Source organism: Dactylosporangium sp. CA-139114 (genome assembly GCF_050955725.1).
In the GTDB taxonomy this organism is placed as follows: Bacteria; Actinomycetota; Actinomycetes; order Mycobacteriales; family Micromonosporaceae; genus Dactylosporangium.
Window position 1 is genome coordinate 9,591,296 of the sequence record NZ_CP192080.1, and the last position, 24,077, is coordinate 9,615,372.

General features: G+C 72.1%; 21 protein-coding genes and 1 pseudogene. 11 read left to right on the forward strand and 11 right to left on the reverse strand.

What is annotated here, in order from left to right; translation table 11 throughout:
- The first annotated feature begins 1 nt into the window (after position 1).
- From ACQP2P_RS43120 to ACQP2P_RS43130, 3 genes are read left to right on the forward strand one after another with little or no spacing between them, the layout of a single operon-like run.
- Positions 2–511 (forward strand): NADH-quinone oxidoreductase subunit B, encoded by a 510-nt coding sequence (locus tag ACQP2P_RS43120; protein WP_433080872.1) that lies wholly within the window; start codon positions 2–4, stop codon positions 509–511.
- Positions 508–1,026: an NADH-quinone oxidoreductase subunit C gene (locus ACQP2P_RS43125; protein ID WP_433611039.1), complete on the forward strand. Its 519-nt coding sequence runs from the start codon at positions 508–510 to the stop codon at positions 1,024–1,026. The genes ACQP2P_RS43120 and ACQP2P_RS43125 overlap by 4 nt, the downstream gene beginning before the upstream one ends.
- Positions 1,026–1,997 (forward strand): complex I subunit 1/NuoH family protein, encoded by a 972-nt coding sequence (locus ACQP2P_RS43130; protein WP_433611041.1) that lies wholly within the window; start codon positions 1,026–1,028, stop codon positions 1,995–1,997. Before ACQP2P_RS43125 ends, ACQP2P_RS43130 begins: the two co-directional genes overlap by 1 nt.
- On the opposite strand, the gene ACQP2P_RS43135 is transcribed toward ACQP2P_RS43130, so the two are convergent.
- Together ACQP2P_RS43135 and ACQP2P_RS43140 are read right to left on the reverse strand one after the other, a co-directional pair.
- The gene (locus tag ACQP2P_RS43135; RefSeq protein WP_433611043.1) at positions 1,963–3,423 is read right to left on the reverse strand and encodes a pyridoxal phosphate-dependent decarboxylase family protein; all 1,461 of its coding nucleotides are present in this window, start codon (positions 3,421–3,423) and stop codon (positions 1,963–1,965) included. The genes ACQP2P_RS43130 and ACQP2P_RS43135 overlap by 35 nt on opposite strands.
- The gene (locus tag ACQP2P_RS43140) at positions 3,365–4,711 is read right to left on the reverse strand and encodes an MFS transporter (RefSeq protein ID WP_433611045.1); all 1,347 of its coding nucleotides are present in this window, start codon (positions 4,709–4,711) and stop codon (positions 3,365–3,367) included. The genes ACQP2P_RS43135 and ACQP2P_RS43140 overlap by 59 nt, the downstream gene beginning before the upstream one ends.
- Positions 4,712–4,760: 49 nt before the next feature.
- Between ACQP2P_RS43140 and ACQP2P_RS43145 the strand changes: the two genes are divergently transcribed.
- Positions 4,761–6,137 (forward strand): gamma-glutamyltransferase, encoded by a 1,377-nt coding sequence (locus tag ACQP2P_RS43145; protein WP_433611047.1) that lies wholly within the window; start codon positions 4,761–4,763, stop codon positions 6,135–6,137.
- Between the two features lie 16 nt (positions 6,138–6,153).
- Here ACQP2P_RS43145 and ACQP2P_RS43150 read toward each other — a convergent pair whose 3' ends face one another.
- Positions 6,154–6,423, reverse strand: coding sequence for a transcriptional regulator (locus ACQP2P_RS43150; protein WP_433619519.1), 270 nt, complete (start codon positions 6,421–6,423; stop codon positions 6,154–6,156).
- A 62-nt stretch (positions 6,424–6,485) separates the two neighbouring features.
- Entirely contained in the window at positions 6,486–7,205 is a 720-nt protein-coding gene (locus tag ACQP2P_RS43155; RefSeq protein ID WP_433611049.1) for a hypothetical protein, read from the reverse strand.
- 96 nt (positions 7,206–7,301) lie between these two features.
- Here ACQP2P_RS43155 and ACQP2P_RS43160 point away from each other — a divergent pair.
- Both ACQP2P_RS43160 and ACQP2P_RS43165 read left to right on the forward strand, forming a co-directional pair.
- Positions 7,302–7,466: pseudogene (locus ACQP2P_RS43160) on the forward strand (integrase); the annotation flags it as partial.
- A gap of 99 nt (positions 7,467–7,565) precedes the next feature.
- Positions 7,566–8,447 carry a hypothetical protein gene (locus ACQP2P_RS43165; RefSeq protein ID WP_433611051.1) on the forward strand — a complete coding sequence of 294 codons (882 nt, stop codon included), beginning with the start codon at positions 7,566–7,568 and terminating at the stop codon, positions 8,445–8,447.
- A gap of 341 nt (positions 8,448–8,788) precedes the next feature.
- Here the strand turns inward: ACQP2P_RS43165 and ACQP2P_RS43170 are convergent, their stop codons facing one another.
- From ACQP2P_RS43170 to ACQP2P_RS43190, 5 genes are all read right to left on the reverse strand, one after another.
- Positions 8,789–9,586: a squalene--hopene cyclase gene (locus ACQP2P_RS43170; RefSeq protein WP_433611053.1), complete on the reverse strand. Its 798-nt coding sequence runs from the start codon at positions 9,584–9,586 to the stop codon at positions 8,789–8,791.
- A gap of 72 nt (positions 9,587–9,658) precedes the next feature.
- Entirely contained in the window at positions 9,659–10,837 is a 1,179-nt protein-coding gene (gene moeZ / locus ACQP2P_RS43175; protein WP_433611055.1) for an adenylyltransferase/sulfurtransferase MoeZ, read from the reverse strand.
- Between the two features lie 67 nt (positions 10,838–10,904).
- Entirely contained in the window at positions 10,905–11,768 is an 864-nt protein-coding gene (locus tag ACQP2P_RS43180) for a DUF3152 domain-containing protein (protein ID WP_433611057.1), read from the reverse strand.
- Between the two features lie 6 nt (positions 11,769–11,774).
- Positions 11,775–12,803 (reverse strand): alpha/beta fold hydrolase, encoded by a 1,029-nt coding sequence (locus tag ACQP2P_RS43185; RefSeq protein ID WP_433611059.1) that lies wholly within the window; start codon positions 12,801–12,803, stop codon positions 11,775–11,777.
- A 27-nt stretch (positions 12,804–12,830) separates the two neighbouring features.
- Positions 12,831–14,942: a hypothetical protein gene (locus tag ACQP2P_RS43190; RefSeq protein WP_433611061.1), complete on the reverse strand. Its 2,112-nt coding sequence runs from the start codon at positions 14,940–14,942 to the stop codon at positions 12,831–12,833.
- A gap of 89 nt (positions 14,943–15,031) precedes the next feature.
- Here ACQP2P_RS43190 and ACQP2P_RS43195 point away from each other — a divergent pair, with 89 nt between their 5' ends.
- A complete protein-coding gene (locus ACQP2P_RS43195) occupies positions 15,032–15,670 on the forward strand; it encodes a TetR/AcrR family transcriptional regulator (RefSeq protein ID WP_433611063.1) in 639 nt (212 codons plus the stop codon).
- A 69-nt stretch (positions 15,671–15,739) separates the two neighbouring features.
- A complete protein-coding gene (locus ACQP2P_RS43200; RefSeq protein WP_350619790.1) occupies positions 15,740–15,973 on the forward strand; it encodes a DUF3107 domain-containing protein in 234 nt (77 codons plus the stop codon).
- 80 nt (positions 15,974–16,053) lie between these two features.
- On the opposite strand, the gene ACQP2P_RS43205 is transcribed toward ACQP2P_RS43200, so the two are convergent.
- Complete coding sequence (locus tag ACQP2P_RS43205; RefSeq protein WP_433611065.1) at positions 16,054–16,728, reverse strand: ferritin-like fold-containing protein; 675 nt, start codon at positions 16,726–16,728, stop codon at positions 16,054–16,056.
- A 235-nt stretch (positions 16,729–16,963) separates the two neighbouring features.
- On the opposite strand from ACQP2P_RS43205, the gene ACQP2P_RS43210 reads away from it, so the two are divergent.
- Positions 16,964–18,580, forward strand: a complete 1,617-nt coding sequence (locus tag ACQP2P_RS43210) for a DEAD/DEAH box helicase (RefSeq protein WP_433611067.1) — start codon at positions 16,964–16,966, stop codon at positions 18,578–18,580.
- A gap of 363 nt (positions 18,581–18,943) precedes the next feature.
- Here ACQP2P_RS43210 and ACQP2P_RS43215 read toward each other — a convergent pair whose 3' ends face one another.
- Complete coding sequence (locus ACQP2P_RS43215; RefSeq protein ID WP_433611069.1) at positions 18,944–19,807, reverse strand: hypothetical protein; 864 nt, start codon at positions 19,805–19,807, stop codon at positions 18,944–18,946.
- 118 nt (positions 19,808–19,925) lie between these two features.
- Between ACQP2P_RS43215 and ACQP2P_RS43220 the strand changes: the two genes are divergently transcribed.
- Complete coding sequence (locus ACQP2P_RS43220; RefSeq protein WP_433611071.1) at positions 19,926–20,825, forward strand: NlpC/P60 family protein; 900 nt, start codon at positions 19,926–19,928, stop codon at positions 20,823–20,825.
- A gap of 42 nt (positions 20,826–20,867) precedes the next feature.
- Positions 20,868–22,961: a DEAD/DEAH box helicase gene (locus ACQP2P_RS43225; protein ID WP_433611073.1), complete on the forward strand. Its 2,094-nt coding sequence runs from the start codon at positions 20,868–20,870 to the stop codon at positions 22,959–22,961.
- Positions 22,962–24,077: the final 1,116 nt, after the last annotated feature.

Consider the following 24,077-nt stretch of genomic DNA (forward strand, 5'->3'; position numbering starts at 1 on the left):
CATGTCGGGAGTGCTGGGTGAGCCGATCAAGTTCGTGCTCAACTGGGGACGGCGATACTCCCTGTGGGTGTTCAACTTCGGGCTCGCCTGCTGCGCCATCGAGTTCATCGCCACCTCCATGGGGCGGCACGACTTCATGCGGCTGGGCGTGATCCCGTTCGCCCACGGGCCGCGGCAGGCCGACCTCATGGTCGTCTCCGGCACCGTGACCGACAAGATGGCGCCCGCGGTCAAGCGGCTCTACGACCAGATGCCCGAGCCGAAGTACGTCATCAGCTTCGGCGCCTGCTCCAACTGCGGCGGGCCCTACTGGGACTCGTATTCGGTGACGAAGGGCGTCGACCAGATCATCCCCGTGGACGTGTACGTGCCGGGATGCCCACCGCGGCCCGAGGCGCTCCTGCACGGGATCATGCGCCTGCAGGAGAAGATCGCGGGCGAGCAGGCCGGGCTCGGCGGCACCCCGCGGCCGGACGTCAAGGCGCTCATGGCCCCGCCGGTGAAGAAGTGAAGGGCGAGGTCTCCGAGAGCGGGGGCGGCCGGTTCGCCCGCCCGACCTACGACGTTCCCGCCGGCACCTGGGCCGAGGCGATCGCGACGGCCAGGGACGAGGGCTTCGACTTCTTCGACTGGCTCTCGGCCGTCGACGAGCTGCCCGGCGGGTTCACGATCGTCGTGCACCTCTGGTCGACCACGCGCAAGACGGGCGTCCTGATCCGGGCCGAGATCCCGCGCTCGGCGCCGGCCATCGACAGCATCGTCGGCATCTACCCGGGCGCGGCCTGGCACGAGCGGGAGACGCACGAGATGTTCGGGATCGGGTTCACCGGGCACGGCGAGCTCAAGCCGCTGCTGCTGCCCGACGAGTTCGAGGGCCACCCGCTGCGCAAGGAGTTCGTGCTCGCCTCCCGGGTCGCCAAGCCCTGGCCCGGCGCCAAGGAGCCCGGCGAGAGCGAGCACACGGTGAGCAAGCGCGCCCCGATGCGGCCGCCCGGGGTTCCGGATCCCAAAGAGTGGCCGAAGTGATGCCGATCTGGCTGGATGTCGCGATCCGCGTTGTCGGGGTCGTCATCGCGTTCCTCACCCTGCCGCTCGTCGTCGGGCAGGCCGAGCACAAGGTCATGGCGCACATGCAGGGCCGGCTCGGGCCCATGTACGCGGGCGCGTTCCACGGCTGGGCGCAGCTCGTCGCCGACGGCGTGAAGTTCGTGCAGAAGGAGGACATCACCCCGCGGGCGGCCGACCGGGCGGTGTTCCGCCTCGCGCCGGTGATCGCGCTGCTGCCGTACCTCGCCGTCCTGCTCGTCATCCCGCTCGGCCCGAACGGGCTGGTCGCGCAGAAGCTCGACATCGGGCTCTTCTTCGTGCTCGCGGTGGTCGGCGTCGGCGTGGTCGCGGTGCTCATGGCGGCGTGGTCGTCGGCGAACAAGTACGCGCTGCTGGGCGGGCTCCGGGCGGCGGCCCAGCTGCTCGGGTACGAGCTGCCGTTCATCCTGAGCGCGCTGTCGGTCGCCATGGCCGCGGGCACCCTGTCGCTGTCCGGCATCGTCGAGGCCTGGCGGCCGTGGTGGCTGCTGTGGCAGCTGCCGGCGATGCTCGTCTTCTTCACCGCCGGGCTCGCCGAGATCCGCCGGCCGCCGTTCGACATGCCGATCGCCGACTCCGAGCTGGTCTTCGGCTACATGACGGAGTACACGGGCCTGCGGTTCGCCTTCTTCCTGCTCGCCGAGTACGTCGGGATCGTCGTCATCGCCGCCCTCACCACGGTGCTGTTCCTCGGCGGCTGGAAGGGCCCGTTCGGCCTCGACGCGCAGCTCGGCTGGCTCTGGACGCTGATCAAGGTGTTCGCGGTGTCGTTCGTGGTGATCTGGGTGCGGGTGTCCTACCCGCGGCTGCGCGAGGACCAGCTCCAGCGGCTGTGCTGGCTCGGGCTGGTCCCCGCCGCGCTGGCCCAGCTCGTGCTCACGGCCGCCGTGAAGGTCGCTGCAGGAGACTGAGAAAAGCCACCAGCAGCTTCTCTCGTACGGCCGGTGCCGCCGCGTTCAGCAGCGAGTTCACGGCCGCCATGCGCTCCGGCAGGCCCCCGCCCTCGCCCAGCCCCAGGGCCGCGGCCAGCTGCTCGACCGGGGCGGACTCGAGCAGGTCCAGCACGCCGTCGGGCAGCTCGACCGGCCCGTGCGCGCGGGCGGCGGCGACCGCGGCGGCCAGGTCGGCCTCGAACTCGCCCACCCGCGGCGCGACGGCGGCGGTGACGGTCAGGTGCACCGAGGCCGGCATCTCCCCGTGCCGGAACTGCGGCTGGGTGTGCCAGCCGCGCGCGGCGAGCTCGTCGGCGAGCACGAACAGGTCGACGCCGGAGGACGTGAAGGCGACGACCGTCGACTCCCGCGGTACGACGGAGAAGTCCTCGATCCTGGCGATGGCGTCCGCGATCGCCCGGGTGGCGTCCCGCGTCTTCGCGGCCAGCGCCAGGTACCCGTCGTCGCCGATGTGCCGCAGGGTGGCCCAGGCCGCGGCGATCGGGCCGCCGGAGCGCGTCGAGGAGATGACCGGGTTGACCATGGTGTACCCGGGCCAGTCGGCGTACCCGAAGTACTGCGCCATGCGTAGGGACTCGTCGCGGTGCAGCAGGACGGATACGCCTTTGGGTGCGTAGGCGTACTTGTGCAGGTCGACGGAGATGCTGGTGACCCCCGGCACCGACAGGTCGAACGGCGGGACGGGCTCGCCCAGCCGGCGCAGGTACGGCAGGGTCCAGCCGCCGAAGCACGCGTCCACGTGGCAGCGGACCCCGGCGGCCCGCGCGGCGGCGGCGATCGGCTCGACGGGGTCGATCAGCCCGTGCGCGTACGACGGCGCCGAACAGGCCACGAGCACCGTCTCCGGGGTGATGGCGGCCGCGACCGCCGCCGGGTCGACGCGCAGCGACACCGGGTCGACGGGCACGGTGTCGAGCTCCACGCGCAGGTAGGCCGCGGCCTTGGCGAGCGCGGCGTGGGCCGTGGCCGGCATGACCAGCCGCGGGCGCGCGATGTCGGGCCGCCCGTCCCGGGCCGCCTTCACGGCCAGGATCAGGGATTCGGTGCCGCCGGACGTGACGCTGCCGACGGTGTGCTCGTCGCCGCCGAGCACCTGCGCGGCCGCCCCGACCAGGTCGTTCTCCATCGCCAGCAGGGAGGGGAACGCGGTCGGGTCGAGCCCGTTGACGTGCGAGGCCATCGCGTGCGCGGCCGCCGCGAGGTCGTCGAGCCCGGCCAGCCCGGGGTCGTATACGTAGGCGAACAGCCGCCCGCCATGCGTCGGCAGGTCGTGCGCGCGCAGCTCCTTGAGCTCCGCGAGCACGTCCCGGGCCGGGATGCCCCGCTCAGGCAGTGCGCTCAAGTTCCTCACCCTCCCGCGACAGTCGCTCCTCGTCGAGGTCATAGCCTCGCAGAGTGAACAACGCCAATGCGACGACGATGGCCGGCGCGACCGTGAAGCCCAGCAGCACCCCGAGCTTCGCGGTGTCCGTCTGGGCCGCGGCGGTGCCGGAGTCGCTGGAGACGTACCCGAACGCGGCCAGGATCAGCGCGAAGATCCCGGGCCCGAGCGCCAGCCCGAACGTCTCGCCGGCCGTCCACAGCCCCGTGAACACGCCGGCCTGGCGCCGGCCCGTGCGCGCGGCGTCGAACGCGATGCAGTCCGGGAGCATGGCCAGGCCGAAGACCTGCTGGCCGGCGTAGCCGCAGCCGACGAGCCCAGTGACCACGTACACGACGGCGTTGGGCAGCACCGGCGCCAGCGCGATGAGGGCCGCGGCGGCCGCGAAGATCAGGCTGGACAGGACGTACGCGCGCAGCTTGCCGATCCTCGCCCCGACCCGCGACCAGAGCGGCATCACGAGCAGGGCCGGGCCGACGAAGCAGGCGAAGAGCACGGTGGAGCCCGTGTCCGGGTCCTCGAGGATCTGGGTGGCGAAGTAGCTGACCCCGGCGAGCATGGTGGCGATCCCGGCGGCCTGGACGATGAAGCAGATGAGCAGCCGGGTGAACGCCTTGTTGTTCCTCGCGGTGCCGAGCTGGGCCCGCAGCGAGCCCTCGCTGGGCAGGGTGCGGCCGGTCGGCGCCTTCCTGGTGCCGAAGAAGCTGCCCAGGGTACCGATGACGATGAGGACGGCCACGAACACGCCCATGGCGCGGTGGCCCGGGATCCCGTCGCCGAACTGCTTGGTCACGACCGGGGCCAGCGCGCCCGACACGAGGATGGCGACCGCGAGCAGGGCGACGCGCCAGGTCATCAGGCGGGTCCGCTCGGTGTAGTCGTCGGTCATCTCGGCGGGCATCGCGACGTACGGCACCTGATAGAACGCGTAGGCGGTGGCCGTGGCGAGGAACGTCAGCGCGACGTACACGCCGCTTCGGACCGGGGCCGCGAAGATCGCCGCGAAGAGGAGGGCCACGGCGAGGCCGGCACCGAGCAGAAACGGCCGGCGGGCGCCCCAGCGCGTGCGAGTACGATCGGAGATCCGCCCGGCAACCGGGTTGATCAGCACGTCCCATGCCTTCGGCGCCAGCACGAGCAGCCCGGCCAACCCGGCCGCGACGCCGAGGGTGTCGGTGAGATAGGGCAGAAGCAGGAGACCGGGCACGGTGCCGAAGGCACCCGTGACGAGCGAGCCGAGTGCGTATCCCGCCCGCACGCGACCGGGCAGTGACTCCGACGGGTGGTTCATGGTCCACGGATGCTACCGCGAGAATTCCTCATGGAAAGTCCCCGCCGGGGTGGCGGCCGGACATCCGGCGACGACCGAGGTCGGTCTGCGGGTGCTGGAGGAGGGCGGCTCCGCCGCCGACGCCGCCGTGGCCGCGATGCTGGCCGGCTGCGTGGCCGAGAGCGTGCTGACCGGCATCGCGGGCGGCGGCTTCGCGACGTTCTACGACGCCGCGACCGGGACCACCACCTGCCTCGACTTCTTCTGCTCGGTGCCGGGCCTGGACGCGACGCGCGCCGCGGCGCCGATGGAGCCGATCGCCATCTCCTTCGGCGGGGTTCCGCAGCGGTACGAGATCGGCGCCTCGAGCGTGGGCGTGCCCGGCGTCCCGGCCGGCGCCGGCGCCATCCACGCGCGCTGGGGCCGCCTGCCCTGGCCCCGGGTCGTGGCCCCCGCGCTGTCGCTGGCCCGCTCGGGCACGCTGCTGCCCCAGCCGCACGCCTCGACGCTGGCCTCCCTGGCCCCGGCGATGCTGCCGGGGCTCGGCGCCCAGGTGTACGCCCCGACCGGCCGCCTCCTGTCGGGCGGAGACCTCCTGTTCCACCCGGGCCTGGATCGCGCCCTGGCCATCCTTGCGGACTCGGGCCCGGCCGCGTTCTACACCGGTGAGGTGGGCCGGCAGATGGTCGCGACGGTCGCCGCGGGCGGCGGAATCCTGACGTCGACGGATCTGTCGGCGTATGAGGTCCAGGTGCAGCCGGTGGCGTCGGCGCCGCTGGCCGGCCTGACCGTCTCGGCCCGCCCCGACCTGAACGACTTCATCGTGACCCTGGGGTCGCTGCCCGACCTGGTCGCCATGCCCCGCGCGCCGCGCGCCGTGGCGCTGGCCGACGCCCTGCGCGCCTACGGCACCCAGCGCCTCGGGGACACGACCAACATCTCGGTCGTCGACGCCGACGGCAACGCCTGCGTCGTGAGGCTGACGCTGGGGATCGGGTCCGGCGTGTGGCTGGACGGCCTCGGAATCCACCTGAACTCGATGCTCGGCGAGGGCGAGCTGATCCGGCCGGGCACCCGGCCGGGCGAGCGCATGGCATCGTGCATGTGCCCGGCCGTCGTCACCGCCCCCGACGGCCCGCTGCTGCTGGCCATCGGCTCGGCCGGCGCCACGCGCATCCGCACGGCGCTGCTGCACGCCCTCATCAACACCGTGGTGGACGGCGACGACACCCTGACCGCCATCCGCCGGCCGCGCTTCCATGTCGTCTCCGACCTGGTGCACGCCGAGCCCGGCTACCCCGAGGACGAACTCGACGCGCTGCAGGAGGCGGGGTACAAGGTCCAGCGGTGGGACGGGCTGGACCACTACTTCGGCGGGGTGAGCGCGGTGGGGATCGCGGGCGCGGCCGGCGACCCGAGGCGAGGCGGCATCGGGCGCCTCCTGTAGCCGGATGCGCCCCCGGTCACCCCTCGGCGTCCGGCGGCGTCTCCGCCTGCTCGACCTGCTGGATGAGCTGCTTGAGGTGGGCGATCTCGTCGCGCAGGGCGGCCCGGCCGGCGGCGGTGAGAGTGACCCAGGTGCGTGGGCGCCTGCCCTCGTAGCCCTTCTCGATCTGGATCAGCTCGGCCTTCTCCAGCACGGTCAGGTGCTGCCCGAGGTTGCCGGCGGTCAGCTGCAGGGTGGTGCGGAGGAAGCCGAACTCGACCTGGCGGGCCTGGTGGGCGATGGCCATGATGCCGAGCCGGACGCGCTGGTGGACGACGTCGTCGAGGCCGTTCGCGGGGTGATCCGTCGTCACGCGCGAGCCTCGGCCCTCGGCCGGAACGCGGCGAACGCGGCCGCGCCCAGCAGCAGCACACCCGCGGGGACGAGCAGGTACGGCAGGAAGAACCACGGCGACGACGAGCGGATGGCCTGGTTGCCCTGCACCATGCCGACCGCCAGGTAGACGAGGGTGTAGGCCAGCAACGCCCAGTGCCGTTCGACCCAGGCGAGCACCAGCAGCGCCAGCCCGATCACCGCCAGGGGGCCGGCCAGCCCGTTCACGAGCCACACGAGCGGCCCGGCCTCGATCCGCGCCGGGTCGGTGGAGAGCGGGTCGGCGGGCGGGGGAAGGATCGGGTGGAACGTGAGCCAGATCGACACGGCCGCCATCAGCACGGCCAGCACGGCGCCGACGACGACGTAGGGGCGGACGGGGGTGCCCAGGCCGCGCCGCCGGGACTTGCTCACGTAGAAGGCCGCGATCGCCGCGTAGGCGAGCAGCAGCGCGACCGTCCAGTATCCGAGCTCGGCCGGGTTGGGCCCCATGCAGACCGTGTCCTGCGGGCCGGATCGGCAGGTGCCGAAGACGTCGACGTAGGGGACGTAGCGGTAGACGGGGATCGCGACCAGCGTGATCGTCGCGAAGACCAGCAGTGGGAACCAGGTGCCGCGCTGGGCGACACGGACTCGTCGCGTCAGCGCACGCACCGACGCCAGGAGCTCACGGGGACTTTCCGGCTCGTCTTCCATGGAGATAGCTTTGCATTACAGACCAGATCTGCGCAACAGAGCACAGCGGATCGGGCTGGACCGCGACCGAACGGAAGCTATCGAGCACGGCGGTGACGAGCTGCCGCCGTGTCAACTCAGCTGAACGCGGGCGTACCGGCAACCCAGGTCGCCGACTGGGCCGGGCACAGCGCCGCTGCACTCCTTCGCGTCTACGCCAAGTGCGTTGTCGGCCAGGACCACCCTGCGCGCCAACGCATTGAAGCCTTGATGGCGGGATAGGGATTAGCCACCACTGCCCTCGGCATTATCTGACGCGACTTTGGTGACCCCGAGGCCGTATGCTCCTACATCGCCCTCGTACCGATGTAGGAGCATGCGGTGAGCGAAACAACCCGCCCTTTTCAGCTTTTGGACCAGCGATTGGCCGGCCAACCGGCCGACGAGACGCTTTACGACGACGTGCCGAAATGGCTGGTTCTTCCTCTGCGCAGGTGGGTTGCCGACGCGACGAACGAGGATGTCGCTCGGCGAGTGGCACTACGGATGCGCTTGTCTGTGAAGACCCCGACCCAGACGTATAGATCGCTCATCGTGAACGACCGCACCAATCGCGAACTGCTAACGGTTGTTGATGCGGTGCTCCAACTCCATCCGGGGTGGGGGTGGAACTATCCCCATGAGGAAACGTGGGGGCACCTCGGCTGGTGGGTTAAACAGCTTGTGGAACTTGAGACCCTTCTCATCGACGCTGGTTCCCTGTATCGAATTGAGTTCGACGAGCGGTGCCTAATCCGGCGGGTGGACGTAGTTGCGGAACAGGCGTTCGAAGCGAGTGTGGCTGCGGCGCCTGCTAGTGCAAGCGCACACCTACGCGCAGCATGGAGTGAGGCCTACGGCGTGTCGCCAGATCCTGACAAATCGTATGGTGAGGCAATCCGCGCTGTCGAAGAGGTGGCATGCCCGTTGATTGAGCACAAGAAAGCGGCCGCCAACAAGGCCACGCTAGGAACGGTGATCGGCGAGCTGCGCAACAACTCGGGCCACAAATGGGAGCTACTCCTTCCTGGTAGCGATGGACGGCCGCAGGAAGTCGACCAGCTTGTCGGGATGATGGAGTTGCTGTGGCACGGGCAGGTCTCGCGACACGGGGGAGGCCCCAAGTCTCGCCGACAGACCCAGGGTGAGGCCGAGGCGGCTGTCCACCTCGCCACATTGCTTGTTCAGTGGCTCTCCGCTGGGTTCCTCATTCCCAAGGCCTAACCACGCCGCGGGCGACGATCATCCGCGTCCAACGGGCACCGGGAGGGTTCTTGGCTGCGTGCTGCCTGCTAGAAGGCGTCGAGTTGGCTACCAGGGAAGCGTGGCGGCCGGCGCGAGTCGGTCGTCCAGACGCCGTCTTGCTCGGCGGTGGGCAGCCTGGCCCGGGGGCTGCCTGGGCCTTGGACGGAACTTCTCCGCGTATTCTCCGTGGCCACCCGTGGAGGACTGGCTACGGCTGTACATGGCTGACTGCAACGGAAGCGCCTCCGACGGGATTCCCCCTGTTAGGGAGCGCTTCTTGCTGCAAGTGGTGGGTCTCCCTGGGGCCGCTTGCGCCGGCGTCAGCGGAGGGCGCGGATGGCCTGCAGCGTCGTGTGGACGTTGAACTGGTCCCCGTCGTCGCTGGTCCAGGCGCCGTCGCTGCGCTGGGTCTCCAGCAGGCGCTTGCGCGCCGCGCCCAGCAGCCAGTCCTCCGTCGACAGCCCGATGCGCCGCAGCGACGCGTACAGCCACGCCGTGTCCGCGGCCGTCATGGTCGGGACCCGGTCGGCCAGCGCGACCTGGATCTGCGCCGACTCGTAGAACCAGCCGAGGTGGTACAGCACCGCGCAGCCCAGCCAGCCGGTCACGAGGAACGAGGGCCAGGAGCCGTCGGGGCGCAGCGAGGCGCGGAAGGCCTCCGCGGCGCGGGCGATCCGGGCGGCGTGCTCGTCCTCGTCGCCGGGGGCGGGGCCGCCGATCACCAGCCAGTACGCGGAGCTGCACGTGAGGAACAAGCGGGCCTCGTCGTCGCCCGGCTGGGCCCACGGAGGGGCGACGCCGGCCAGGGACTCGTCTTCTTCCCACATGCCGTCCGGGCGCTGGCTGTGCGCGAGCCAGGACAGGGCGCGGCGGGCCGCGGGGCGGTTGATCGCGCCGAGGTCGTCGAGCTCGGCCAGGCGGAAGCAGGTGGCGTCGATCGAGGCCACGTGGGCGCCGAAGTATGCGGGCCATCCGCCCGTCGACGCCTGGCCGGTCTCGGCCCGGTCCAGGACGTCCGCCGTCGGGGTCTGGCCGGTGCGCAGCCAGGCTAGGCGGGCTCGGTCCACGGCGTCGCCGTGGGCGACTACGTAGCCGATCGCGGCGTCAAGGTCCACCATGGCCGTAGGCTACCGCCCGCCCGGCTCCACCCATACGGGTGAGCCGGGCGGGGAACATCACGACCTGAAGAACTAGTAAATGGGTAGCGACGGGTCGACCGTCTTCACCCAGGAGACCACGCCACCCTGCACGTGGACGGCGTCCTTGAAGCCCGCCGCCTTCACCGCGGCCAGGGCCTCGGCGGAGCGGACACCGCTCTTGCAGTACAGGACGATCTGCTTGTCCTGAGGGAGCTCCGACAGCGCGTTGCCGTTGAGGATCTCGCCCTTGGGGACGAGCCGGGCACCGGGGACCCGGACGATCTCCCACTCGGCCGGCTCGCGCACGTCGATGAGGTCCATCGGCTTGCCGGAGTCCTGCCACTCCTTGAGCTCGCTCGCGGTGATCGTGGAGCCGACGGTGGCGGCCTGGGCCTCGTCCGACACGGCGCCGCAGAAGTCGTCGTAGTCGATGAGGCCGGTCACGGTCGGGTTCTCGCCGCAGATCGCGCAGTTCGGGTCCTTGCGGAGCTTGATCTTGCGGTACGACATCTCGAGGGCGTCGTAGACCATCAGGCGGCCCAGCAGCGTGTCGCCGACGCCGGTGAGGAGCTTGATGGCCTCGGTCACCTGGATCGCGCCGATCGAGGCGCACAGGACGCCCAGGACGCCGCCCTCGGCGCACGACGGGACCATGCCCGGCGGGGGCGGCTCCGGGTAGAGGCAGCGGTAGCAGGGGCCGTGCTCGGCCCAGAAGACCGACGCCTGGCCGTCGAAGCGGTAGATCGAGCCCCACACGTAGGGCTTGCCGAGCAGCACCGCGGCGTCGTTGACCATGTATCGCGTCGCGAAGTTGTCGGTGCCGTCGATGATGAGGTCGTACTGCGCGAAGATCTCCATCACGTTGTCGTTGCTGAGCGCCTCGTTGTGCAGCACGACGTTGACGTACGGATTGATCTCCAGCACCGAGTCCCGCGCCGACTCGGCCTTGGGGCGGCCGATGTCGGACTGGCCGTGGATGATCTGGCGCTGCAGGTTCGACTCGTCGACGGTGTCGAACTCGACGATGCCGAGCGTGCCGACCCCGGCCGCCGCGAGGTACATGAGTGCCGGCGAGCCCAGGCCGCCCGCGCCCACACAGAGCACCTTCGCGTTCTTGAGTCGTTTCTGCCCGGCCACCCCGACGTCGGGAATGATCAGATGGCGTGAGTAGCGGCGGACCTCGTCCACCGACAGGTCGGTGGCGGGCTCGACCAGAGGAGGCAGCGACATGATTCTCATTCTGCCCCGCGAGACCGCCGAACCCGAGTGAGCTACGGCACTTCAGGCCATGTCCGGCCTACGGCACTTCAGGCCCTGTGTACGCCTGACCGTCCACGAAGGGCCACGAGTTGGCGACGCAGCCCTTGAGGCCGTACGTCTGCTGCATCATGACCGGCGCGGGCCTTCCGGCGGCCGGGCAGGCCTCGTGCCCGTGGCCGAGCTCGTGCCCGGTCTCGTGGTTGACGACGTAGCTGCGGTAGTCCTCGACCGGCGCGCCGTAGTCCGGGACGGCCGTGTTCCAGCGGGCCAGGTTGATGATGACCTTGCCGGTGATGCGGCAGGAGCTGTACCCGTCCGTGTGCAGCCCCGCCGTGGCGCACATCGCCTCGGACGTGACCGGTGTGGCCAGGAACACGGTGAAGTCGGCGGCGCCCTCGCCCTTGACGCGCTGCAGCCGCAGCTGGCCGCTCGCGGTCCAGCCGCGCGGGTCGGCATAGGTCTTCTCGACGGCCGCGGCGAAGTCGTCGGCCTTCAGCTCGGCGCCGTTCTCGACGGCGACGCGGTACTTCTTCACCGCCCCGCCCGTCCCCGCCACGGCCCCGTCGGTCGTCGCGTAGGAGAAGGTGCCGTCGCCCTTGGCCGCGCCGGCCTCGGGCGGCGGGCTGGCCGGCTGCGAGGGCGGCACCATCATCGGCGCCTCCTGCCGCGGAGCCGCCTTCGGCGCGGGCGCGGGATCGTCGGCGAAGAACAGCTGCCGGGTCAGGCCGAGCGCGGAGAGCAGGCCGGCCCCGGCCATCAGCCCGGCGATCAGGTACCGCCGCCGACGCGCCTCGATCCGGCGGCGATGGCGATGGGCGCGCACGATCTCGCGGGCGGCCGTCGGGTCGCTCGGCAGGGCAACCGGCTCCCGCCGGCGGTCAGAGAACAGCCGGCTCACCATCGACGCTCAGCTTGCCATGCGCACCCGGGCCACGCGCGAGCGGACCGCCTCCTGCACCCGTTCCGCAACCGGGTTCGAGACCTCGTCGATGAGGCCGAACACGGCCCGGGCCACGGTGCGTGGAACCTCCATCTGGGCGACGTGCCCGACGCCCTCGAGCATCATCAGCCGGCTGTCCGGGATGAGCTGGGCCACCTGCGGGGCGGTGCGGATGTCCACGAGCTTGTCCTGGCGCCCGGCGATGACCAGGGTGGGCGCCGTGATCCTCGCGGCGGCGCGCCAGATGGACCCCTCCCCCGGCAGGTACGCCCGCAGGAAGCTGCTCACCAGGCCGCGCAGGCTGCCGACGTACGCCTCGGCGTACCACGGCACCTGATGGCGCAGCCGAGCCTCCTCGATGGCCTCCAGGCGGCGCTGCTGCGGATAGCGGGTCGGGTCTGCGTAGCAGGAGTCGATGACCATGTCCGCGAGCGCCTCGGGCGCCATGGACGCCATGTGCCGCGCGGCGAGCCGGGCCGCGTTGGGCAGCAGGAGCAGCGGCACCACGCGGCCCTGCAGGGAGCGACGCGGGTCGAGGAACGGCATCGCCGGGGAGATCAGCGTGAGCGAGCGCACGAGGTCGGGGCGGCGCGCGGCGGCCTTGACGAGGGCGGCGCCGCCCATCGAGTTGCCGAACAGGTGGACCGGGCCGCGGTCGCTGTGCTCGATCCAGCGGATGACGTGGTCGGCCATCGCGTCGAGGGTGTAGCTGCGGGCACGGCCGCTGTACCCGAAACCGGGCAGGTCGATCGCCTGCCCGTCGAGCGCGGGGCCGTCCTCGCGGGCGGCCAGGATGCCGGCCAGATCGGTCCAGTTGGTCGAGGAGCCGCCGAGGCCGTGCACGTAGACGGCGGGTTCGGCCGTCGCGCTCAGCGCCGGGGTGTCGCGGACATACGCCACCGATCCGTCGAGCTCGACCTCTCGTCCGGGCCACCGCTCCGGCAGCCTGGCGGGTGACGGGACCGTGAGCTCCGGGACAAGAGTGGCTCGCCTCATGAGCCAAGTGTGCCGCGCGTTCCCGCCTTACGGCAGCAGAGCTTCCAATCGCCGGTTCACGGCGGCCAATGTGGCGCGCACGACCGCCTGGCGCGAATCCCCGTCCGCCGAGACCACGGCCGAGCCCGTGAGCTGCTCCACAAAGCCGTCATACATCAGCAGCAGCACGACGACCGCCACCTCGCACCCGCCGAGCGCGACGACCGCGGCGTGCTCGATGTAGCAGCGTGCGCGGACGGAGGCGTCGGTGTCGATCAGCAGCTGGTCGACGGCGGAGGCGGCGGCCAGGGCGGCCAGTTTCAGCATGTAGCCGTCGAAGTTCGGGCCGCTCGCCACGCCGACGGCCGGCTGGTTGTCGGCGGTCAGGCGCACCTCGACGGTCGCGTCGATGCCCTGCGTGTTGACGTCCACCGACTCGATGACGACCCGCGGCGAGACGATCGCGCCCGGGTTCGGCACGAGCGCGGGCGCCTTCTTCTCGACGCTCTCGACGGACGCGGCGGGCTTGCGTCCCCCGCTGCTCACCGGCCGGCGGCGACGGGCCTCGCGGCCTGACCCCGGCAGAGCGCTGTGTGGCGAGTTGCGCGTGACGGTCGCCGGCGGCCGCGGGGTGGGCACCGGCGCGGAGGCGGGCGCCTCGGCGAACGCGGCCGGCTCCGGCATGCCCTCCGGCAGCAGCGGATTCTGCTCGGCCGACAGGCCCATCGTGTCGTTGAGCATGCGCGCGACGATCCGGCTGACCTGCCCGGCGTCGGCCTCGTCGGCGAGCTCCAGGCGCAGGGTGTGCAGGCCGTCGGCGTTCTTGCGCAGGCTGGCCCGGGACACGCCGGTGACCGTCTGCACGGCCCGCAGGACGCTCTGCACGTCGAAGCCGTCGGGGCGCGAGTCCGGGTCGCCGGGCTCGCCGTCCTCGTCCTCGCGCAGGTAGTTGGTGATCCGCGTGAGCTCGGGCGCGCCGACCGCGGCGGCCGGCGGCTCCCCGGCCGGCACCGGCGGGACGTCGGGCTCGGAGGGCACCCGCTGGGGCAGCTCCAGCGGCTCGTAGGCGGGCTGACGCATGTCGTCGGCGAACGTCGGCATCACCGGCTCGGCGGGCGCCATCGTGGTGGCCGAGCCGAGCAGAACGGGCGGCAGCGGCCCGACGAGCGGATCGTCCTGCGGGACGCGCTGGCTCGGCAGCTGCTGGGGCTGAGCGGGAGCGGACTGCGGCGCCGACTCGGCCGGGGCGGCCGGGTGCTGGCTCGGGGCGGCCCAGTCGAACTCGGGCTGGGCGGGCTCGGGGGCCCAGTGGCGCTGCTCCTGGGGCTGATACTGCCCGCCCTGGAAGCCCCAGTGGTCGTGCGCCTGTGCCTGCGCCTGCTGCTCCGCGACGCGGTCGAGCGCGGACGGCGGCGGCTCGTAGGCGGCCGGCAGCTCCCGGCTCGGCCGCTCGTACGAGCGGGGCTCGTAGGCCTGCGGCTCGGGCTCGTAGGGCTGCTGGCCGTAGGACGGCTGGGCGGAGATCGGTCGGCGCACCTCACCCGTGTGCTCCGTCGACAGGGCTCCGTAAACCGTGCCGGGCGCGGGCGGCGGCGCAACGCTCTTGGTCTCGCCGGTCGGGCTCGAGGTCGGCCAGCCCTGCCCGTCGGGGCCGTAGTGCCCGTAGTGCAGCGTCGAGGTGGGCGGCTGGACCGGCGGCGGGGCGGAGACCGGCGGGCTCATCGGGGCCAGCATGTCGGAATACGGACTGCGGACCTCGGCCCGGCCGCGCGGGCCCACACCGTTGACGCCGTTGATCCCACTGGTCCCATTGGTGCCATTGGTGCCGTTGGTGCCGTTGGTCCCGTTTGCGCCGTGGCCGTTCGCCGAGCCGTTCGCACCGTTGACGTTGACGCCGTTCGACCCCAGGCCATGACCGCCGTTGATGCCGGAAATGTTGAACGCGCCCGTCACCTGGGCCCGCCCGGCGATCGCGCCGGTGGCCGGCTCGCGCCACGCCGAGACGATCGCCTCGAGCGCGTCGTCGGTCGGCGTCTGGCCGTTGACCTGCCCGTTCGGGTATGCGGCACGATCACGACCCAGGCCCGGACCCGGGCCAAGGCTGCCACCAGGGTATGCACCGCCCGCGTCCGGGCTACCGGCTTGCCCTGTTTCGTCCACCGCACGCTCCTCCGTCGCCCCTAGGTGAGGCTACCGTGTGGGTGGAAAGGGGGTAAGTTGCAATCTCGACCCAAATCCGGATGGTGAACATGACCTCGGCGATGAGCGGCACCCAGGCGGCCGGTCGGCCCGTGCGGCTGCCCCGGTCGGCCCGGCGAAAGCAACTGCTCGCCGCGGCACAGCAGGTGTTCGTGGCCCAGGGATACCACGCCGCGGCGATGGACGACATCGCGGAGCGAGCGGGCGTTTCGAAGCCTGTCTTGTATCAACATTTCCCGGGCAAGTTGGAGCTGTACCTCGCCCTGCTCGACACCCACTGCGACGCGATGGTCTCGCGGGTGCGCTCGGCGATGGAGGCGACCACCGACAACAAGGACCGCGTGCGGGGCGCGATCCAGGCGTATTTCGACTTCATCGACCACGAGAGTGAAGCCTTTCGGCTGGTCTTCGAGTCCGACCTGCGCAACGACCCCGCCGTGCGCGAGCGCGTGGACCGCGTCGAGACCGGCTGCATCGCGGCCATCACCGACACGATCATGGCCGACACCGGAGTGAGCCGTGCCCGCGCCGAGCTCCTCGCGTCGGGGCTGGTCGGCGCGGCCGAGATCGCCGCGCGCTTCTGGCTGGCCAACGGCCGCCAGGTGGACAAGGACGAGGCGGAGAACCTGCTGACCACATTGTCGTGGCGCGGCATCGCGAGCTTCCCCCTGCACGGCGAACACGCCTGATCGCGTTAATCTTCAACCACACTGGGTGTGCGGGCCTATGCACGGCCGCGCCCGATCAAGGAGGAAGACGTGGAGGTCAAGATCGGCGTGCAGTACGCGCCTCGGGAGCTGGTGCTGGAGAGCACGCAGTCGCCGGCCGAGGTCGAGTCTGCGGTCACCGACGCGATCAACGGTGGCGATAAAGGTGTTCTGTCCCTGGTCGACGACAAGGGCCGCCGGGTGATCGTGCCCGTCGGCAAGCTGGCCTACGTGGAGATCGCCGAGTCGTCCCCGCGGCCGGTGGGGTTCTCGGCTGCGCGCTGAGAGCCGGCTCTGCAGCGTGAGAGGGCTCCCGGGTTCGGGGGCCCTTTTTCGTGGGCCGGGATGTCGAGCCGGCGGCCCCGCTAGTTGTTGAGCCCCACCGCACCCATGCGCGCGGTGTGAGCCGTGGTCAGGCGCCTCAGCAGGGCCGGGACGTCGGTGCCGTGGACGGCCAGGAGCGTGCCGAGCGACGGGCGCTCGGCGGCCACCCGCAGCGACTGGGAGATCGCCTCGCCGACCAGGCGCCGGGCCCACATCGAGAGGCGGTTGGCCACCTTCGGGTCGATCGCGATCGCGGCCCGCAGCTCGTCGGCGGCGAAGTCGGCGTGGCGCGAGTCGTGCAGGACGTCGAGGATCAGGTCGCGGTCGGCGGACTCGAGCACCGCGGCGACCTCGCGGGTGAAGTCGTCCGCGATGCCGTCGCCGACGTACGCCTTGGTCAGGCCCTCGAGCCAGTCGTTGGGCTCCGTCTGCTCGTGGTAGTCCGACAGGGCGCGGACATAGGGGGCCATCGCCGCCTCGGGGTCGGTGCCCAGCTCGGCCAGGCGATCGGCCAGACGCCGGTAGTTGACGATCTCGCGGGCCGCCATCTCGCTGAGCACGGCGCGGCGGTGCAGGTCAGGGGCCAGGCGGGCGTCGGCGGCCATGCGGTCGAAGGCGACGAGCTCGCCGTACGCGAGCATGCCCAGCAGATCGACGACCGCCTCGGCCGCGGGACCGGTTGCTCCGGCGGACCGGACGGGAGTGACATCGGACACGTCGGCACAGTACCGCGCCGACACGTCTGACGGGCAGCACGCAGTGTTGCGAGCGGATCCGTCATGGTGTCGGTACAATGGCGGAAATAGGCCCGGGCGGACCCTAGCCCAGGCAGACCGGCGCTTGTAGCCCGCGACCGCAGTCAAACGGTCGCGTGTGGCCCGCGCCCCACACAGATCGAGCGCACCCGGCACTTCAGGGGCGCTCCCGCGAGAGAGACACCCCGAGCACAACATGACGATCGACAACACTGAGGCCGCCGAGACGGTGGCCCCCCGCGCACCCGTGCGCGGCGACTCACCATCATTCGCCGACCTGGGCGCGCGGCCCGAGACCGTGGCCGCGCTCGAAGCGGTCGGCATCACCCGCGCCTTCGCGATCCAGGAATACGCGGTGCCCATCGCTCTGCGGGGCACCGACCTGATCGGGCAGGCGCCGACCGGCACCGGCAAGACCCTCGGGTTCGGCGTACCGCTGCTGGACCGCGTCACCGCCCCCGGCGAGGGCGCCGACGGGCTGCCCCAGGCACTCGTCGTCGTGCCGACCCGCGAGCTGGGGCTCCAGGTCGCCCGCGACATCGCGGCGGCCGGCAAGACCCGCGGCGTGCGGGTGTTGCCGCTCTACGGCGGAGTGGCCTACGAGCCGCAGGTCGAGGCGCTGCGCAACGGCGTCGAGATCGTGGTCGGCACCCCCGGCCGCCTGCTCGACCTGGCCAAGGGCAAGCACCTGCGCCTGCACGCCGTGCGCGCGCTGGTGCTCGACGAGGCCGACCGCATGCTCGACCTCGGGTTCCTCGACGACGTCGAGCGCATCCTGACGCTGCTGCCGGAGGAGCGCCAGACGATGCTCTTCTCGGCCACGATGCCCGACCCGATCGTGACCCTGGCGCGGCGGTTCCTGCGCCAGCCGATGACGATCCACGCGCACCACGACGCGAACACCGGCCCGTCGCCGCTGACCAAGCAGTTCGTCTACCGCACGCACCCGCTCAACAAGATCGAGATCGTGGCGCGGGTGCTGCAGGCGACCGACCGCGGCCTGACCATGATCTTCTGCCGCACCAAGCGGGCCGCCGACCGGGTCGCCGAGGACCTGGACTTCCGCGGCTTCGCGGCCGCGGCCGTGCACGGCGACCTGGGCCAGGGTGCCCGCGAACGGGCGCTGCGCGCGTTCCGGGCCGGCAAGATCGACGTGCTGGTCGCGACCGACGTGGCCGCCCGCGGCCTGGACGTCTCGGGCGTCACGCACGTGATCAACTACGACTGCCCGGAGGACCCGGACACGTACACCCACCGCATCGGCCGCACCGGCCGGGCCGGCGCGACCGGCGTCGCGGTGACGTTCGTGGACTGGGAGGACATGCCCCGCTGGCGGATCATCGACAAGAGCCTGGGCATGGAGCTGCCGGAGCCGCCGGAGACGTACCACACGTCGGCGCACCTGCTCAGCGACATCGGCATCCCGGACGGCACCACCGGCTCCCTGCCGACGGCCGACCGCAAGCGGGCGGGCCTGTCGGCGGAGAAGCTGGAGGACATCGAGGGCAAGCCGCGCGGGCGGGCCGGTCGGGACCGCGGACGTTCGCGGTCGTCGGCTCCGGCCGCCACGGCCACCGAGACCGCCGAGCCGACCGAGCCGCGTCGTCCGCGTCGCCGCCGGCGCCGGGGCGAGGTGGACGCGGCCGAGCACGTCGAGTCGTCGGCCACCGTGGCCTCCTCGGCCGCGACCGAGGAGAGTTCGGCCGTGGCCGTGACCTCGGATGAGGGCGGAGCCGGGCGCGCTCGGCGCCGTCGGCGCCGGGGCGGTCGCGGGCGAGGCGGAAGCGGCGAGGGCGACAGCGCCGTGGAGTAGGAAGAAGCGATCAAGAGGGCGGGTCCGTATGGGCCCGCCCTTTTGCTTTGCTCGGGTCCGTGTCGGCGGCGGACCGTCGCTCCCGCCAGGAATCCCGGCCTTCGCGGTGGTCCAGGCCCCGGGCCCGACGTCCGCGCCGCCGCCCTCCGAGCGGCGAGCGGCCGGGCATCGTCGCGGCCCGCACCAGGGCGGGAGCCGTCCGGCGGAGTCGCAGCCCGTATCGCCGGCCTCGCGGCCGCTCGGGGTCGTCGAGCGGACCGTGCGGGGCCGACCGGGCCCGGTTTTGCCACCACGGACGTCGGGATTCCTGGCGGGAGCGACGGTCCGCAGCTGACGCGGACCCGAGCCATCTGCTTCTGGCTCTTACGGCACGTCGACCGTGAACTCCGCGCGGTGGACGGCGCCGGATTTCTGGAACTCGAAGAACAGGCGGTATCGGCCCGGGCTCGGCGCGGACAGCCAGAACTTGACCCCGCCACCGACGAGCTGGTCCTCGGGGTGCACGTGCAGGTAGCCGAGGTCGCCGTCGCGGAGGACGACCAGGTGGCCGTAGGCGGCCAGCCAGCGCTCCAGGTCCGTCACCGGCGCCCCGTCGGCGAAGACTCGGAAGGTCAGCGGCTGGGTGGCGCCGGCCCGCGGGGTGCCCTCGTAGGTGACCTTGAACGTGTCCGCGCCGGCCTCGCGTGCGGGCGGGGCGAGCGGCGTCGGCGTGTAGCTTCCGGCCACCGTCGCGTCGATCGACAGGGTGAGCGGCAGCTGCTGGCCGGCCGGGTCGAGGGTCACGAAGTCGGCGTAGAGGCGCCAGATGCCCGGCGTGGGCAGCGTGAGCGGGACCGACCAGGTGCCGTCGGCGGCCATCTCCGGGTGCAGGTGCTGGAAGCCCGACAGGTCGTGCCGGGCGACGATGAAGTGCAGCAGCTTGTCGTGGTTCGGGACGAACTTGGTGACCGGCTTCCCGTCCTGGCCGATGATCTTGAAGGCGAAGGTGCGCCGGGCGCCCGCCGCGAAGGTCGGCGCCTCGGCCGGGATCAGCGTGAAGCCGCCCGCGCTCAGGGAGAAGCCGCCCAGGTCGCCGATGACCGCGCCGCCGTGCGAGTGCGACGGGATCGTCGTCGGGTCGGACGTCGCCGCGGGCGTCGACTGCGCCGCGGTCGCGCGGGCTATGCCGAAGCCCAGCAGCAGGGCCGCGACCAGGCCGGCCGCCACGAACGGTCCCTTGAGCATCATGCGCGCCACCCTACCGGGGGAAGGTACGTCACTTATGTCCAAATTGCGACGTTAGTGACACGTGGGGTTTTGTCGCAAGAACTTGCGCAGCGCCGCATCACTGGTCGTTGCCGGACTCATGCTCCTGGCGGCGCCCGGAACCGGGAACGCGGATCCCGCCGCGGACCGGCAACGGGCGCTCGCCAACGCCTGGCAGGAGCTCGAAGGCGTCATCGAACGGTACAACGCCGTTCGTGACGACCTGCGGGCCACCGACGCGCGCCTGGAGCAGGTGAACTCGCGCCTGGGGCCGCTGCGGACCCAGGTCGAGGCCGCCCAGCGGGAGACCGACGCGCAGGCCGCCGCGCTGTACCGCAGCGGCGCTGTCGGCTCGACCGCGGTGCTGATCTCGGCGGCGTCGCCCGAGGCCTGGATGGACCAGCTCGCGATACTGGACCAGATCTCGCGCCGCCGCGTGGGTGCGCTCAAGGCGCTCAAGGACGCTCAGGCTCAGCTCGACGCGCAGCAGACCGAGCTGACGACGCTGCAGCAACAGCAGCGTGCGCAGTCGGCCGAGCTGGGCCAGCGCAAGGCCGCGATCGAGGCGCAGCTGCGCCGGCTCGGGGGCGCGCGCACGGCGAGGGCGCCGTCGGGTGCGCTGCACGACGGGTACGTGCCGGTCTTCACCGCCGACGCGGCCGGGCAGGCGGTCAAGTTCGCGTTCTCGCAGCTCGGCAAGGTCTACCAGTGGGGCGCCGACGGGCCGAACAGCTACGACTGCTCGGGGCTCACGATGGCCGCCTGGAAGACGGCGGGAGTCGTACTGCCACACAACGCCGCCCGCCAGAAGCAGACGGTCAAGCCGATCACGCGGGCCGAGCTGCGCCCCGGTGACCTGGTCTTCTACTACAAGGACGTCAGCCACGTCGGGATCTACATCGGCGACGGGCGCGTGATCGAGGCGCCCCGGGCCGGCGAACGTATCTCCATGCGACTGATCGATTACGCTCCGGTGGTCGGCTACGGGCGGCCGCTGTGATCGACTCGGTTTTTGTCAGACCCCTCGGCTAGCGTCGGCAGCGTGCGACAGGAAGCCACGGCAACACTCAAGAAGCTCGCCGGACCCAGCGCTGAGCTGCGCGAAGATCAATGGACGGCCATCGAGGCGCTGGTCGCCGGGCACCGCCGGGTGCTCTGCGTCCAGCGCACCGGATGGGGCAAGTCCGCCGTCTACTTCGTGGCCACCGCCCTGCTGCGGGCCCGCGGCGCCGGGCCCACGGTGATCGTGTCCCCGCTGCTGGCCCTGATGCGCAACCAGGTCGACGCGGCCGCTCGCGCCGGGATCGCGGCCCGGACCATCAACTCCGCGAACCTCGAGGAGTGGGACGCGATCACCGCCGAGATCGCGGACGGCTCGGTCGACGTCCTGCTGGTCAGCCCGGAGCGGCTCAACAACCCGGCCTTCCGCGACGACGTGCTGCCCAAGCTGGCCGCGACCGCCGGCCTGCTCGTGGTCGACGAGGCGCACTGCGTCTCCGACTGGGGCCACGACTTCCGCCCCGACTACCGGCGCCTGCGCACGCTCCTGCTCGACCTCGCCCCCGGCACCCCCGTGCTCGCGACCACGGCCACCGCCAACGCCCGCGTCACCGCGGACGTGGCCGAGCAGCTGGGCGACGCCCTGGTCCTGCGCGGCTCCCTCGACCGTGAGTCCCTGCGCATGGGCTCGCTCTCGCTGCCCTCCCCGTCGCACCGGCTCGCCTGGCTCGGCGAGCACCTGCGCGACCTGCCCGGCTCCGGGATCATCTACACGCTGACCGTCGCCGGGGCCCACGAGACGGCCGCGTTCCTGCGCGCGCAGGGCTGCGACGTCGCCGCCTACACGGGCAAGAGCGAGGACGCCGACCGCCGCGACGCCGAGGCCGACCTGCTCGGCAACCGCATCAAGGCGCTCGTGGCCACCTCGGCGCTCGGCATGGGCTTCGACAAGCCCGACCTCGGGTTCGTGGTGCACCTGGGCGCGCCCTCGTCACCGATCGCCTATTACCAGCAGGTCGGCCGGGCCGGGCGCGCCGTCGAGAAGGCCGACGTGCTGCTGCTGCCCGGCAAGGAGGACGGGGACATCTGGCGATACTTCGCCTCGCTCGCGTTCCCGCCCGAGCACCAGGTCCGCGCGGTCATCGACGTCCTCGCCGACGCGGGGCGCCCCCTGTCCATCCAGGCCCTGGAGCCGCGGGTCGAGCTGCGCCGCGGCCGCCTCGAGCTGATGCTCAAGGTCCTCGACGTCGACGGCGCCGTCCATCGCGTGCGGGGCGGCGGCTGGGAGGCGACGGGCACGCCGTGGCGGCACGACACCGAGCGCTACGCGCGCATCGCCACGGCGCGGGAGGCGGAGCAGGAGGCGATGCGGCAATACGCGGCGCTGACGACGTGCCGCCTGGAGTTCCTGCGCCGGCAGCTCGACGACCCGGAGGCCGCGCCGTGCGGGCGGTGCGACGTGTGCGCGGGGGCCTGGTATGCCACGACGGTCTCCCCCGAGGCCCTGGAAGCCGCCCGCGCCCACCTCGGCCGCGCCGGCGTCGAGATCGCGCCCCGCAAGCTGTGGCCGACGGGCCTGCCGGCCGTGGGCGTGCCGCTCAGCGGCAAGATCCCGCCCGCCGAGCAGTCGCTGCCGGGCCGCGCGATCGGCCGCCTGAGCGACCTCGGCTGGGGCGAACGCCTGCGGACCGTCCTGAACGGCCCGGACGCCCCGCTGCCGGACGAGCTCTTCAACGGCGTCGTGGCCACCCTCGCCGAGTGGGCCAAGGGCGACGCGAGGTGGGAGCAACGCCCGGCCGGCGTCGTGGTGCTCGGCTCCCAGCACGCCCCCACCCTCGTCGAGTCCCTGGGCGCCCGAATCGCCGAGGTCGGCCGCCTCCCCCTGCTCGGCACCATCCCCGCCGCCCTGACCTCGGACACGGCCTCACGGACGAACAGCGCCCAACGCGTGCGCGCCCTGCACGGCGCCTTCGACATCCCGCCCCAGCTGGCCGAGGCGGTGCGCTCGACGGCCGGCCCGATCCTGCTGGTGGACGACCTGGTCGACAGCGGCTGGACGATGGCCCTGGCCACGCGCTCCCTACGCCTGGCGGGCGCCCGGGCGGTGCTGCCGTTCGCCCTGGCCCTGACCGCCTGAAGCCCCGCGACCGCCACCACCACCGCTTCGCGACCGCCACCACGTCGCGACCGCCACCGGCTCGCGACCGCCACCGCTTCGCGACCGCGGCCCGGCCACAGCCATGCGGGCTGCGGCCGGCCCGCCGGTTCACCGCGTGTCACGCACACGGCCCCGCCGACGCCACGGTGCTGCGCTGGGGCAGCTGGTTCGCTGCCTCCCGCGCACGGTTTTGGCCACGGCCAGGCGGGGCCACGGCCCCTGCCGGGCCCGGGCCGCCGGTTCGTGAGTGCCGTCCGATCTCGTTTCGCCGCTCGGCGAGCGCGGCCCGGCCGTGACCAAGTCGGCCCGCCGGTCCGCCGCCTCGCGAGCCCCGCCCGGCCACCTATCCCCGCTCAGCCAGCACCGCCCGGCCACGCTTCGCCGCCTCGCGAGCCCCGCCCGACCGCAGCCAAACCGGACCGCCGGCCCGCCACCTCACGAACACCACCCGGCCACCTTCCCCGCTCAGCCAGCACCACCCGGCCACGCTTCGCCGCCTCGCGAGCCCCGCCCGACCGCCAACCGGCCCGCCGGCCCGCCGCCTCGCGAACACCACCCGGCCACCCTTCCCCGCTCAGCCAGCACCACCCGATCACAGCCAAACCGGCCCGCGAGCCCCCGACCGCAGCCAAACCAGCCCGCCGGTCCGCCGCCTCGCGAACGCCGCCCGGCCTCGGCCGTGCGGGAGCCGCGCCGTGATCGTCAATTCGCCGCGATCGCCGCCCTCGCCGAGCCGTCGGTTCGCCACGAACCACGAGCTACGAGCTACGAGCTACGAGCTACGAGCTACGAGCTACGAGCTACGAGCTACGAGCTACGAGCTACGAGCTACGAGCTACGAGCTACGACATGACCGTGGCACGGCCGCGCTCGATCCAGCCTTAGGTATCGCCGTTTTCGCTGGTCACGACGATCCGCCGCTTCGTACACATGTTCGTCCACAGCCTGTGGATAGAACATGTGTACGACGTTCGAGCTGCGGCCTGACCAGGCACGGGGACCTCTTGACGCACCACACAGCGGTGCCCTCGATCCAACCGGTAGGAGTTCCACCGCGGCCGCTGTCGTCGGTTGCGTCGACATTGCGCGGGCCGA